12 protein-coding genes are annotated in these 13,524 nt (G+C 66.1%); 4 read left to right on the top strand and 8 right to left on the bottom strand.

The features are described from left to right. Window positions 1–294: 294 nt before the first annotated feature. Window positions 295–1,797: a glycerol kinase GlpK gene (glpK, locus tag VGC77_RS07390; protein ID WP_331170926.1), complete on the top strand. Its 1,503-nt coding sequence runs from the start codon at window positions 295–297 to the stop codon at window positions 1,795–1,797. Window positions 1,798–1,948: 151 nt separating this feature from the next. On the opposite strand, the gene VGC77_RS07385 is transcribed toward glpK, so the two are convergent. From VGC77_RS07385 to topA, 6 genes are all read right to left on the bottom strand, one after another. Next, on the bottom strand, window positions 1,949–2,233 hold the full coding sequence (locus VGC77_RS07385; protein ID WP_331170925.1) for a hypothetical protein: 285 nt from the start codon (window positions 2,231–2,233) through the stop codon (window positions 1,949–1,951). 1,677 nt (window positions 2,234–3,910) lie between these two features. Next, the gene (rpmG, locus tag VGC77_RS07380; protein ID WP_011472688.1) at window positions 3,911–4,078 is read right to left on the bottom strand and encodes a 50S ribosomal protein L33; all 168 of its coding nucleotides are present in this window, start codon (window positions 4,076–4,078) and stop codon (window positions 3,911–3,913) included. A gap of 178 nt (window positions 4,079–4,256) precedes the next feature. Further along, window positions 4,257–4,991, bottom strand: coding sequence for an NUDIX hydrolase (locus tag VGC77_RS07375; protein ID WP_331170924.1), 735 nt, complete (start codon window positions 4,989–4,991; stop codon window positions 4,257–4,259). A gap of 30 nt (window positions 4,992–5,021) precedes the next feature. Continuing rightward, window positions 5,022–5,471 (bottom strand): DUF983 domain-containing protein, encoded by a 450-nt coding sequence (locus VGC77_RS07370; protein ID WP_331170923.1) that lies wholly within the window; start codon window positions 5,469–5,471, stop codon window positions 5,022–5,024. Window positions 5,472–5,473: 2 nt separating this feature from the next. After that, the gene (gene rnr / locus VGC77_RS07365; protein ID WP_331170922.1) at window positions 5,474–7,867 is read right to left on the bottom strand and encodes a ribonuclease R; all 2,394 of its coding nucleotides are present in this window, start codon (window positions 7,865–7,867) and stop codon (window positions 5,474–5,476) included. Window positions 7,868–7,871: 4 nt separating this feature from the next. Continuing rightward, window positions 7,872–10,655 carry a type I DNA topoisomerase gene (gene topA, locus VGC77_RS07360; RefSeq protein WP_331170921.1) on the bottom strand — a complete coding sequence of 928 codons (2,784 nt, stop codon included), beginning with the start codon at window positions 10,653–10,655 and terminating at the stop codon, window positions 7,872–7,874. 229 nt (window positions 10,656–10,884) lie between these two features. On the opposite strand from topA, the gene VGC77_RS07355 reads away from it, so the two are divergent. Beyond that, window positions 10,885–11,097, top strand: a complete 213-nt coding sequence (locus VGC77_RS07355; RefSeq protein WP_331170920.1) for a hypothetical protein — start codon at window positions 10,885–10,887, stop codon at window positions 11,095–11,097. 10 nt (window positions 11,098–11,107) lie between these two features. Here VGC77_RS07355 and VGC77_RS07350 read toward each other — a convergent pair whose 3' ends face one another. After that, the gene (locus tag VGC77_RS07350; RefSeq protein ID WP_331170919.1) at window positions 11,108–11,554 is read right to left on the bottom strand and encodes a helix-turn-helix domain-containing protein; all 447 of its coding nucleotides are present in this window, start codon (window positions 11,552–11,554) and stop codon (window positions 11,108–11,110) included. Window positions 11,555–11,673: 119 nt separating this feature from the next. On the opposite strand from VGC77_RS07350, the gene VGC77_RS07345 reads away from it, so the two are divergent. Beyond that, window positions 11,674–12,447, top strand: coding sequence for an SDR family oxidoreductase (locus VGC77_RS07345; RefSeq protein ID WP_331170918.1), 774 nt, complete (start codon window positions 11,674–11,676; stop codon window positions 12,445–12,447). Between the two features lie 185 nt (window positions 12,448–12,632). Continuing rightward, complete coding sequence (locus VGC77_RS07340) at window positions 12,633–12,791, top strand: hypothetical protein (RefSeq protein ID WP_331170917.1); 159 nt, start codon at window positions 12,633–12,635, stop codon at window positions 12,789–12,791. 102 nt (window positions 12,792–12,893) lie between these two features. Here VGC77_RS07340 and VGC77_RS07335 read toward each other — a convergent pair whose 3' ends face one another. Then, the gene (locus VGC77_RS07335; protein WP_331170916.1) at window positions 12,894–13,502 is read right to left on the bottom strand and encodes an FMN-dependent NADH-azoreductase; all 609 of its coding nucleotides are present in this window, start codon (window positions 13,500–13,502) and stop codon (window positions 12,894–12,896) included. Between the last annotated feature and the right edge of the window lie 22 nt (window positions 13,503–13,524).

Genomic DNA, 13,524 nt, shown 5'->3' with positions numbered 1-13,524 from the left:
CGGCGCCGCAACGACGGCAGCGCGTCCCTCGCCCCGCTTGCGGGGAGAGGGTCGCGAGCGAAGCTCGCCGGGTGAGGGGGCGCTGCGTTTTGTCGAGGCGCCCCATCACCCGACCCCGCTTCGCTGCGCTACGCGGGGTCGACCTCTCCCCGCAAGCGGGGAGAGGTGAGACGCGGCGCCAGCGTTCGTCACCGCGCCCGCGGGAGGGAGCGAGCGATCAATCCGCTATCTTGACCTCGCCCGCGCAATCGGCTGGGGTTGCCGCCACATCCCTCGCGTCACGGAAGCAACCCCATGTCCTACGTGCTGGCCATCGATCAGGGCACCACATCGTCGCGCGCCATCGTGTTTCGCCAGGACATTTCGATCGCGGCGCAGGCGCAGCAGGAATTCCCGCAGATCTTTCCGGCCTCCGGCTGGGTCGAGCACGAGCCCGAAGACATCTGGGTGTCGACGCTGACCACCTGCCGCGCCGCGCTGGCGCAGGCCGGGCTCGCCGCCTCCGAGATCGCCGCGATCGGCATCACCAACCAGCGCGAGACCACCGTGGTGTGGGACCGCGCCACCGGCCACGCCGTGCACCGCGCCATCGTCTGGCAGGACCGCCGCACCGCGGCCGCCTGCGCCCAGCTCAAGGCAGACGGCCACGAGCCGCTGGTGTCGGGCAAGACCGGGCTGATCATCGATCCGTATTTCTCCGGCACCAAGGTGGCGTGGATCCTCGATCACGTCCCCGGCGCGCGCGCCCGCGCCGAGCGCGGCGAACTGCTGTTCGGCACCGTCGACTGCTATCTGTTGTGGCGGCTGACCGGCGGCCGCGTCCACGCCACCGACGCCACCAATGCCTCGCGCACGCTGCTGTTCAACATCCATTCCGGCGAATGGGACGACGAGTTGCTGGCGCTGCTGCGGGTGCCGCGTTCGATGCTGCCGGAGGTGCAAGATTCTTCCCATCATTTTGGCGACAGCGAGCCGGAGCTGTTCGGCGGCGCGATTGCGATCCGCGGCATCGCCGGCGATCAGCAGGCCGCCACCATCGGCCAGGCCTGCTTTGCGCCCGGCATGATGAAATCCACCTACGGCACCGGCTGTTTTGCGCTACTCAACACCGGCGCGGTGCCGGTGAAATCCAAGCACCAGCTGCTCACCACCATCGCCTATCAGCTCAACGGTGCGCGCACCTACGCGCTGGAAGGCTCGATCTTTGTCGCAGGCAGCGCGGTGCAATGGCTGCGCGACGGGCTGCACATCATCGAGCACGCCTCGCAGACCGGGCCGCTCGCCGACAAATCGGATTCGCTGCAGAGCGTCTATCTGGTGCCGGCGTTCGTCGGGCTCGGCGCGCCGTATTGGAATCCGCGGCTGCGCGGCGCGCTGTTCGGGCTCACGCGCAACACCGGGCCGGCGGAGCTCGCGCATGCCGCGCTCGAGAGCGTGTGCTATCAGACCTACGATCTGTGGGCGGCGATGCGTGCCGACTGGCCGGACGCCGACGAGGCTTCCATCGTGCTGCGGGTCGACGGCGGCATGACCGCATCGGACTGGACCATGCAGCGGCTGGCCGATCTGCTCGACGCCCCGGTCGATCGACCGATGATCGCCGAGACCACCGCGCTCGGCGCCGGCTATCTTGCAGGACTCTCGGCCGGGATCTATCCGGAGCCGCAGCAATTCGCCGACAATTGGCGGCTCGAACATCGCTTTCGTCCAGCGATGAGCAAAGCCACCCGCGCGCGCAAATTGAAGGGCTGGGCCAATGCGGTGCGCGGGCTGCTCGCCAGCGACGGCGGGGAATAACAACGACCAAGGCCGACCTTTCGGCCGGCCTTCGTGCTTTAGAGCTATTCCGGTTCTGATAGAATCAGAACCGGAGCTCTAGATTCTTATTTGACGCGTTTTCTTCACGCGAACCGGGATCCACTTCGCTCGAAAACGCTATAGCCGGCGCTTAGCGCCAGCCGCGATGGCGGCCGCGCGACCAGCCGTAATGCGGGCCGCGGTGGCCGCGATACAGGCCGGGACGCGGGCCGTAGCCGCGATGCAGGCCGGGGCGCGGGCCGAAGCCGCGACGCATGCCGCGGTGCGGGCCATATTGCGCCTCGACGACATTGTCGGTGATGGTTGCCGGGGTCGCAGCGGCGCCGAGGCCGGAGGCCGGCATCGCCGCGGCCGGCAGTATCAGGCCGAGGCCGAGGAATCCCGCGGCGGCGGCCGCGATCAGGGTACGTTTCATTGAATTCTCCTGGAAGGCGCTACAAGGCGCGCCCAACAAGCGTTGAGGAGGGGGATTGTTCCGGGAGAGCGGGAAATGAGATGTCTCGCGGCGTGGATGCGCGAGGATCTGCGATCAGCGCGGTTCGATCAGAGTGTCTCGAATTGATCATGGGCGAGAGGAAGCGCCGCGACCATATCTCTAGGGTGGGTTGGCGCGCAGCGCGTAACCTACCGATCAAGAGCACGGCGGTCTCGCCTCAACCGATTCAAAGTCCGTATCGCGGATGGAGCGCAGCGAAATCCGCGAGACTGCCAACGCGCCGTGATGTGCTTTGCTCGATGCGTCGTGCTATGTGCAATGCGCCGTCATCCTGAGGCGCGAAGCCGCGCGAGCGGCGCGCCTCGAAGGATGCGGCAACGTGCACGGCGCGAGCTCCAAGCCCGCGGCCCATCCTTCGAGATGCCCGGCTTCGCTGCGCTCCGCCTGGCTCCTCAGGATGACGGCGTTTGGTGTGAGTTAGGTCGTCGTTAGTATGGTGGGTTGGCGCGCAGCGCGTAGCCTACCGATCAAGAGCACGGCGGTCACGCCTCAACCGATTCAAAGTCCGTATCGCGGATGGAGCGCAGCGAAATCTGTGAAACCGCCAACGCGCCGTGCTGCGCCTTGCCAGATGCGCTGTGCTACGTGCAACACGCCGTCATCCTGAGGCGCGAAGCCGCGCAAGCGGCGAGCCTCGAAGGATGCGGCAACGTGCACGGCGCGAACTCCAAGCTCGCGGCCCATCCTTCGAGACGCCCGGCTTTGCTGTTCGAGCTTCGCCAGGCTCCTCAAGATGACGGCGATGGGTGGAGTTAGCTACAGCGCCGACCCATTGACAATCCATGCATTGAAGACTATATTCCTAATAATCCTGTCCATGAGGGCGCTCTCGAGGGCGCTTTTGAAGCGGGACAGAGCGAGCGGCGGGGCAACCCATCGCTCGCTGCCGAGGTGGAAGCGATTCCAGCTCGGTCGACGCGGCGTCCCGCGCTGGTGCCTCGCAAGCACCACCCGGGAGGCCCCAGGTCACGCAAACAAGTTTACGCAGTTTGCGAAAAGACAAACTGCTATGCCGAGCCCACTACGAGGCTCTGCCACTTGCTGGTTGGCTGGACGCGGGACAGGTGAACGGCGGGATCAGTGGTGCGGAGTGCATCGCGCCTGTCCCCGGAAGCACGGTCCCGGGGCCCATAATCGCCGCCGGTGGCGCGCCGCAAGGCGACGCGCGGTTATTTCTCGCCGCTCGCAACGGCCGAGAAGAATCGCGACAACGCTACCCCCGCGCCGCGCGGCGCGCCTCCCCCCTCATTTTGGTGAGGGGCACTTCGCAAAGCTCGGGCGCTCAGCGCCGCGAGATCGCCAGAGGCTATCCGGAATGCGTGGGGCTGTTTGAAAATTTGCAGGCATCGGCGTGGCGGCCGCCGCGCCTTGCGACGTCACCCTGAGGAGCGCGGCGAAGTCCGAAGGACGAAGCCGCGCGTCTCGAAGGATGAGCTACACCGAGCCGCATCCTTCGAGGCTCGCCGCTACGCGCCTCAGGATGACGGCGTGGTGCCCGCATTGCGCGCGAGCGGCTTCGCGCCCCCTGCGCTGCGACGCCGCAACAAAAACGGGGCCGCGAGGCCCCGTTGAAATCCGCAAGCAGCTTGGACAAGCTTACTTGATCTTGGATTCCTTGAACTCGACGTGCTTGCGCGCCACCGGATCGTACTTCTTCTTGACCATCTTGTCGGTCATGGTGCGCGAGTTCTTCTTCGCCACGTAATAGAAGCCGGTATCCGCGGTCGAGACGAGCTTGATCTTGATGGTGACCGCCTTGGCCATGGTAAAAAACCTCGAAATGTCTGGAATCGGGCGCGGGCCAACGCTGCCGGCCTGCATTCGCCGCGCAACCTAGCTGGCAACGCCGTAAAGTCAAGGTTGGCGGGGGAAATAACCGCGGCCGGACTGTATTCCGGGCCAGGCAGCGCGGTTTCGGCGGCGAATCCGGCGTCCATGGGGCTCAGGCGGTGCCGCTCAACACGTCGACCTGCATCTTGCCGCGGGCGACATGGAAAAACGGCACATGGGCGTCGTGCCGCAGCGGGCCGCAGGCCAGGCGGCGTTGCAGCTCGCCGAGCACGTTGCGGGTCATCTGGTGCAGCCCGGCCAGCGGTTTGGCGCCGATTTCGAGCCACACCAGCTCGATCAACTCGGCTCCGGGGTGAATCACCCCCTCGATGCGGTGGGCGATCCTGGAGGCGTCGGCGGTGAAGAACCGGGTGTCGAACCGCCGCACCCGGCCGGGCGGGGTGATGGCGCGGGCGATCAGGAACAGCCCGGAGGGGTCCGGCAACAGCCCGGCCGCCGCGAACGGCGCCCACGGCCCGTCGAGCGACGCCGCGGCATCGGATTTGCGGCCGAGGCACAGCCCGGTCTCCTCGCAGGCCTCGCGGATCGCGCAGACCGCCAGCGCCCGGGCCCGGGCGCGGCTGATCAAGGGCCGGCCCTGCAGCAGATTGGCTTCGAGCTCGGCCGGGATCGGCGCCGCCACCGGGATGCGGTAGTCGGTCTTGTCGACCCGGCCGCCGGGAAACACGAATTTGCCCGGCATGAACACCACATTGGCGTTGCGTCGGCCGACCAGCACTTTCGGGATCCGCGCCGTGCGGTCGACCAGCATCAGCGTGGCGGCGTCTTTCGGACGGAAATAGGGATGCTGATCGGCTTCGATCTCGACGTTGGCCGTGTCGCTCATGCCGTCCCCGCTGCAGTCTCAGCGTTTTAGCTAGACCGCGGGGATATCGCCAGAGGGATTGTCGTCGAAGCCATGCATCCGGAACGCCCATTGCAGCCCGACCACCGCGCCCTTCACCGGCTGCAGCAGTCCCAGCGACAAGATCAGCGTCAGCGGCAGATAGATCGCGAGCTGCAAAGGCACCGCCGGGGAATAATTGGTCTCGACCCACAGCACGATCGGCACCACCAGATGGCCGACGATGACGATCACCAGATAGGCCGGCAGGTCGTCGGCGCGGTGCGGCGTGAAGTCGAGCTGGCAGACCGAGCAATGATCGTCGACCTTGAGAAAGGCGCGGAACAGCTTGCCCTCGCCGCAGCGCGGGCAGCGCCCGAAAAAGCCGCGCTTCATGGCGGTGAACAGCGGCCGCTTGCCCGGCGCGATGCGTTCGGCGCTCCAGCTTTGGCCGGGCCGTGCCGCGGTCTCATCGATCGTCATGCTCAGCCCTTCTTCGGCTTGCCGGGTTTTCCGGCTTTGGCGTTGGCTGTCTTGATCTTGGTCTTGCGGTCCTGCTTCGGCGGCTTGGCGTTGTTGTCTTTCTTATGTTTCTTGTTCTTCTGCTTCTTCGCCTTGGCCGGGTTGCGACCGGGATGCGCCTTGCTGCGCGGCTCCGACGTGGCCGCTCCCCTGGAGCGGATGTGGGGACGCGGACGGCCGCCCGCAACAACGCCGCCGTCGCCCAACAGTTCAAAGCGCAGCGCGCCAGCGACTGGAGCGGCCTCCACCAGGCGGACGTCGACCACGTCGCCCAGCCGATACATCGTGCCGGAACGGGTTCCGATCAGCGCGTGGCGGGTTTCGTCATAGTTGAAATATTCAGAGCCGATAGTGCGGATCGGGATCAGCCCGTCGGCGCCGGTGTTGGCGAGTTTGACGAACAGCCCGGCGCGGGTGACGCCGGAGATCCGGCCCTGGAACGACGCGCCGATGCGGTCGGCGAGGAAATGCGCGATCAGCCGATCGGTGGTCTCGCGCTCGGCTTTCATGGCGCGGCGCTCGGTGACGGAAATCTGCGCCGCAACTTCGGCGAGCGTCTCCACGGTCTCGGTGTCGGGCAGCGCGCCGTCGCCGAGATTGAGCGCGCGGATCAGCGCGCGATGCACCACGAGGTCGGCGTAACGGCGGATCGGCGAGGTGAAATGCGCGTAGCGCCGCAGGTTCAAGCCGAAATGGCCGTAATTCTCGGCGGCGTATTCGGCCTGCGCCTGCGACCGCAGCACCACCTCGTTGACCAGCGGTTCTGCGTCGTGGCCCTTGACCTGCGCCAGCACGCGGTTGAATAGCGCGGGGCGCAGCGCGCCCTGCTTGGCGAAGGGCAGATCCAGCGTCTTGAGGAATTCGACGAGGTTGTGCACCTTCTCGACGCTGGGCTCGTCGTGCACGCGGTAGATCAGCGGCAGCGCCTTCTTCTCCAGCATCTCGGCGGCGGCGACGTTGGCGAGGATCATGAATTCCTCGATCAGCTTATGCGCGTCGAGCCGCTCCGGGACGATGACGCGGTCGACGGTGCCGTCGGGCTTCAACAGGATTTTGCGCTCCGGCAGATCGAGATCCAACGGATCGCGCTGGTCGCGGCCGCGCTTCACCACCGCATAGGCGTCGTACAATGGCTGCAGGATGGTCTTGAGCAACGGACCCGTGGTGTCGTCGGGGCGGCCGTCGATCGCGGCCTGCGCCTGAGCGTAGCTCAATTTCGCCGCCGAGCGCATCAGGATGCGGTGGAACGAATGCGACTGCTTGCGGCCGTCCTTGCCGATGACGATGCGCACGGCGAGGGCGCCGCGCGGCTCGCCTGGCTTCAGCGAACACAGATCGTTGGAAATCCGCTCCGGCAGCATCGGCACCACGCGGTCGGGGAAGTACACCGAATTGCCGCGGAGGAGCGCGTCGCGATCCAGCGTCGAGCCCGGCCGCACGTAATAGGCGACGTCGGCAATCGCAACGTGGAGAATGTAGCCGCCCTTGTTGGCCGGATCGGGGTCGGGCTCGGCGTGCACCGCGTCGTCGTGGTCCTTGGCGTCCGGCGGGTCGATGGTGACAAGCGGCAGCTCGCGCCAGTCCTCGCGGCCCTTCAGCGTCGCAGGCTTGGCGGCCTCGGCCTCACGAATGGCTTCAGCGGAAAACTGCTGCGGGATTTCGTGGGAGTGGATCGCGATCAGGCTGACGGCTTTTTCGGTGGCGAGCGATCCCAGCCGCTCTTTCACCTTGCCCGAGGCGAGGCCGTAGCCGCGGCTGCGGATCGGATCGACGCTGACCAGATCGCCGTCCTGCGCGCCGCCGGCGTCGGAGGCTGCGATGTTGAGTTCGCGGCCGACCTGTTTCTTGTCGACTGGAATGAGCCGTCCGCCGCCGCCCGGAACGCTGCGGAAGATGCCGAGAATCCGCGCCTTGGTGTGATCGACCACCTTGATGACGCGGGCGCGATAGGCTTCCGCACCCGGCTCGACGCGCAACAGCGCGCGATCGCCGATCCCGGCCGCGGTGCCGGGCGGCGCGCGGCGCGGCACATGGATGCGGATCTTCGGCGGCTCGCCGCTTTGCTCGTCCCACTCGGTCGGGGTGGCGATCAGTTCGCCGTCATCGTCGCGCGCGGTGATGTCGGCCATCAGCGTCGGCGGCAGCGTTTCGGGCTCGGCCACGGTCTTGCCGCGCCGCTTGATGGTGCCGGCGTCGGCGAGGTCGCGCAACACCCGCTTCAGTTCGACGCGGTCCTCGTTCTTCAGGCCGAAGGCGCGGGCGATTTCGCGGGTGCCGACCTTGCCCGGCTGGGCGCGGATGAAGGCGACGATGTCGTCGCGATGAGGAAAGCTGGTGTCGCGCTTTTTTGTGCTCACATGATCAGCCGTTGGCTTTGCCCGCGGATGCCTTGGTCGCCGGCTTCGCAGGCTTCTTCTTGGCGGCGGGCTTGGCGGCAGTCTTGACGGAGGTTTTGGCTTTCACCGGCGCGCGCGCCGCGCTGGCGGCTGCGCCCTCGGCTTTGGGCTTGGCGGTGGATTTTTTGGCCGCGGCTTTCTTGGCGGGTTTTTTCTTCTCCGCCGCGGCATCAGCCGTGTCGGGCTTGGCGGCCTTCTTGGCCGGCGCCTTCTTCGCAGCCTTCTTCGGCTTGCCGCCGCCCTTGGCCGCGCGCTCGTCGATCAGCGCGATGGCCTCGGGCAGCGTGATGCTTTCCTGGGTCTTGTCGCTGGGGATCGTGGCGTTGACGCCGCCGGCGGTGACGTAAGCGCCGTAGCGTCCGCTCTTCACCGCGACGGGGCCGAGCGAGGGATGCTCGCCGAGCGGCTTGCCGGGGTCCGAACCAAAGCGCCGCTTGCTCGGGCCTTTGAGAATCTTTTCGGCGATCAGCGTCACCGCGCGGTTGAGCCCGATGTCGAACACCTCGTCGCCGGCCTCCAGGCTGGCATAGGTCTTTTCATGCTGCACATAGGGTCCGAACCGGCCGATGCCGGCCTTGATCGGCTCGCCAGTTTCCGGATGCTTGCCGACTTCGCGCGGCAGCGACAACAGCTTCAGCGCCAGCTCAAGCTCCATGTCGCCGGGCGAGGAGTTCTTCGGAATCCCGGCGCGTTTCGGCTTTTCGCCTTCGGCATAATCCTTGGCGTCGCCGAGCTGAATATAGGGGCCGAACCGGCCGGCCTTGACCGCGACTTCGAGGCCGGTTTCCGGATCCTTGCCGAGGATGCGATCGCTGTCGCCGCCGCCATCCGCCGCCAGGGGCCTTGTGTAGCGGCATTCCGGATAGTTGCTGCAGCCGACGAAGGCGCCGAACTTGCCGGCCTTGAGGTTGAGTTTGCCGGTGCCGCAGCTCGGGCATTGCCGCGGATCGCCGCCGTCGTCGCGCGGCGCGTAGATGTGCGAGCCCAGCATATCGTCGAGCGCGTCCAGCACCTGCGCGACGCGCAGATCCTTGATGTCGTTGACCGCGCCGATGAAGTCGGTCCAGAAATCGCGCAGCACCTCTTGCCAGGAGATTTCGTTGTTGGAAATCCGGTCGAGGTTTTCTTCCAGCGCCGCGGTGAAGTCGTATTCGACGTAGCGGGCGAAGAAGTTCTCCAGGAACGCGACCACGACGCGGCCCTTGTCCTCGGCGTGCAGCCGCTTCTTGTCGAGCTTGACGTAGCCGCGATCCTTCAGCACCTGCAGGATCGAGGCGTAGGTCGAGGGCCGGCCGATGCCGAGCTCTTCCATCCGCTTGACCAAGGAGGCTTCCGAGAAGCGCGGCGGCGGTTCGGTGAAATGCTGGGTGACGGCGAGGTCCTTGCGCTCGAGGTCTTCGCCTTGGCTCATTGCCGGCAGCCGGCGGGAATCCTCGTCGTCGCCGTCGTCGTCGCGGCCTTCCTGATACACCGCGAGGAAGCCGTCGAACTTCACAACCTGGCCGGTAGCGCGCAATTCCAGCAGCCGCGATCCCGCCTTGGCGGCGATGTCGACGGTGGTGCGCTCCAACTCGGCGGATTCCATCTGGCTGGCGATGGTACGGATCCAGATCAGCTCGTAGAGCCGGGCCTGATCGTGATCGAGCCGGGCGCGCAGGCTGGCGGGGCGGCGGCTCAAGTCGGTCGGCCGGATCGCCTCATGGGCCTCCTGGGCGTTCTTCGCCTTGGCGACGTATTGCCGCGGGGAGTCCGGGACATATTGTTTGCCGTAGTCCTCGCCGATCACGTGGCGGGCCTGGGTGATGGCGGAGGAATCGATCTGCACGCCGTCGGTTCTCATATAAGTAATGAGGCCGGTGGTCTCGCCGCCGATGTCGATGCCTTCATATAACCGCTGCGCGATGCGCATGGTGTGCGCCGGCGCAAAGCCGAGCTTGCGGCTGGCCTCCTGCTGCAAGGTCGAGGTGGTGAACGGCGCGTAGGGATTGCGCCGCGCCGGCTTGGCCTCGACATTGGCGACGCTAAACAGCGCGGCCTCGATCGCCTTCTTGAAGTCCTCGGCCTCGGCGCCGGTACCGATGTCGAGCCGCTGGATCTTCTTGCCGTCGGCGCCGGTCAGCCGGGCCTCGAACATCTCGCCGCGCGGCGTGGTCAGGGTCGCCACCAGCGACCAATATTCGCGCGGCACGAATTTCTCGATCTCCAGCTCGCGGTCGCAGACCAGCCGCAGCGCCACCGATTGCACGCGGCCGGCGGAGCGGGCGCCGGGCAATTTGCGCCACAGCACCGGGGACAGCGTAAAGCCAACCAGATAGTCCAGCGCGCGGCGCGCCATATAGGCGTCGACCAGCGCGCCGTCGATCTGGCGCGGGTTCTTCATCGCGTCGGTCACCGCCTGCTTGGTGATGGCGTTGAACACCACGCGTTCGATGGTGTGGTCCTTGATCGCGCGCTTCTCTTTCAACACCTCCAGCACGTGCCAGGAGATCGCTTCACCCTCGCGATCAGGGTCGGTTGCGAGGATCAGCTTGTCGGCGCCCTTCAGCGCCTTGGCGATGTCGTTGAGCCGGCCGGCGGCCTTGGGATCGATTTCCCAGATCATCTGGAAATTGGCGTCGGGATCGACCGAGCCATTCTTCGCCGGCAGGTCTCGGACATGGCCGAACGAGGCCAGAACCTCGTAGGAACTGCCCAGATATTTGTTGATCGTCTTGGCCTTCGCAGGCGACTCGACAATGACGATATTCATGTCATTCCAGGTGTTTACAGGGATTTAGCGGTCTTTTTCCGCGAGAGTCGCGCCGACCGATTGGGGGCGAACATGGGTGCAGCGGACCCTGCTGTCAAATCGCCGCGGTCCGGAACCTGAACTTTTGGGAGAATTGCTAAAACATATACACTTTAGGTTGCACACGTAGAAGTAGCATAGTTATAAGAATCTCGCTCAACTGGAGTGGCCACAGAAAGAGGAATGATCCATGGCGTCCAGCGGAAGCGATCGTCTGCCATCTCGGCCCCGCAGCGGCGATGGCGGCCCCGACGAGGCCGCCAATTACCTGGCCACGGCGGTCGCGGAGCTGGCCAAGCTGGCGCGGCGCCACCGGCTCGACATGCTGGGTTATCTTCTGGAGATGGCGCATCTGGAGGCGACCGAACTGGTGCGGCAACGCCGCCGCCATAACGGCACTTAGAGGGCAGGCGCTAGCGATTGGCGCGCAATTCGGTTTCGCCGTCGCGCAGCAGCCGGCCGTCCTCGGCGCGCAGTTCGAGCTTTTTCACCGGGCGGCCGGTCTTGCGATCCACCAGCATCGTGGCGCAGGGCTCCGCCGGATAGGCGAAATCCTCGCTCCATTGCCGCAGCGCCACCAGCACCGGGTACACCGCGCGGCCCTTCGCGGTCAGCACGTAGTCCTGATAGGCGCTGCCGTCGGCGGCCGGCTGGGTGGCCAGGATGCCGTGCGCCAGCAGCGCACGGAGCCGGGCGCTGAGGATGTTCTTGGCCACCCCGAGGCTCTTCTGGAATTCGCTGAAACGGCGCAGCCCGAGAAAGGCGTCGCGGATGATCAGGATCGACCACCAGTCGCCGATCGCCTCCAGGGCTCGCGCGATCGGGCATTCGGCGCCTGCAAAACTGGTGCGTTTGACCATGCGCTCCTCGCAATGGCGGGCGCGAAATAAATCCGCCCGCAGGTTGCATTATGAAACCGATCTGCCCAGATAGCAATCTGGTTTCAATTTGCAACAATGTTTCACCGAAGGAGCGAGCCATGAGACTGGCGAACAAGACGGCGTTGATCACCGGCGGCAACAGCGGCATCGGGCTGGCGACCGCGAGGCTGTTCGTAAAGGAGGGCGCCCGCGTCGCCATCACCGGGCGCGACCGCGGCAAGCTGGATGCGGCGCTCAAGGAACTCGGACCGAACGCCATCGGCGTCGTCGCCGACTCCACCGACGTCGCCGCCACCGAGGCGGCGGTGGCGCAGGCGGCGAAGGCCTTCGGCAAGCTCGACATCGTATTCGCCAATGCCGGCATCGCCGGCAACACGCCGCTCGGCGGCAGCTCGCTCGAGACATTTGAATCCGTGTTGCGCACCAATGTCACCGCGGTGTTCTTCACCGTGCAGGCCGCGTTGCCGCATCTCAACGACGGCGCCTCGATCATTCTCAACGGCTCGGTGATCAGCGTGCTCGGCAATCCCGGCTATGCCGCCTATGCGGCCAGCAAGGCCGGGGTGCGGGCGATGGCGCGGGTGATGGCCTCGGAACTTTCGCCGCGCCGCATCCGCGTCAATGTGGTGGCTCCGGGCGCCACCCGGACGCCGATCTGGGATGGCGCCGCGCCCACCGAGGCGGCCAAGGCCGCGCTGGAGCAGCGGATCGCCAAGACCGTGCCGCTCGGCCGGATCGGCGACGCCGACGAGGTCGCCAGGACCGTGCTGTTTTTGGCCTCCGACGACGCCTCCAATATCCAGGGCGCGGAGATTTTCGTCGATGGCGGCGCCACCGCATCGCCGGCCGGCGCGCCGGTCTATCGCGGCTGACGGGCGAACTGCGAAATCGGAGGACAGCTGTGCGGAGCGTGCATGTCCTCTCGACTTGCGCTCCGTCAGCTACGGAGTTACCTGCGATGTAATCAGCTGCCAGCAAATGCGCTGAATCAAACGGCCGTAGCTGCCGGACATTCCATTGGGCGGGAACGCGACAAGGCCGCACGATGGAGGTTCATGTGTCATACACCGCACGTCCCGCTCTGACCCGTAGCGTTGCCAAGGCTGCTACCCAGGACCGCGAGGAATTGCTGCCGCTGGTGCTGTTCTGCGGCAGCGGCTTGCTGATTTCGCTGATGCTGCTGATCGGCGAGAAGCTGATCTTCGCCGCCGGCTAGCCGCAGCGTCGGCCGCCGTGATGGCCGCGGCGGCTGCGATATTTGCTTTGAGCCACACCAGCCGCTCCCGCCGTGTCGCGGGAGCGCTGTTTTGCAGCCGCGTCAGGCCGCGCGTAACGCGGTCGCGGCGAGCAGCGCCGACGCGATCGCTTTTTCGCGATGTTCGGGTCCGTAATTGATACCATCCGCCGCGATGATTTCGGGGTCAGCAATCCCGATGAAGCCGAACACGAAGCGCAGATAGCTTTCCAGATGTTCGCCGACCGCCATCGGCGTGTCCGGGCCGTAGAAGCCGCCGCGCGACACCGCGATGACCACCCGTTTGCCGCCCGCAAGGCCCTGCACGGCGCCGTCGGCGTATTTGAAGGTCTTGCCGGCAACCAGGATGCGGTCGATCCAGGCCTTGAGCTGGGTCGGAATGGTGAAATTATACATCGGCGCGCCGATCACCACGATATCGGCGGCCAAAAATTCCTCCAGCACCGCCTGTCCGGCGGCGAGATCGCCCTCCAGCTCGGGCGCGGCCGGGGCACCCTGGGCGACCGCCAGATGTGCGCCGGACAGATGCGCCAGCGGGCTGTGGCCGAGGTCGCGATAGCTCACCGCCACGCCGGGATTGGCCTCGCGCAGCCGGGCGACGACGGCGGCGGAGACCTGGCGGCTGACCGAATGCGGTCCGAGCAAGCTGGAATCGATATGGAGCAGTTTCATTGGCGTCATCCTTGGTATAGGT

The sequence above is a fragment of the Rhodopseudomonas sp. genome, from assembly GCF_036404135.1.
GTDB lineage: Bacteria > Pseudomonadota > Alphaproteobacteria > Rhizobiales > Xanthobacteraceae > Rhodopseudomonas_A.
This window is presented reverse-complemented; position numbering and strand designations above follow the sequence as displayed.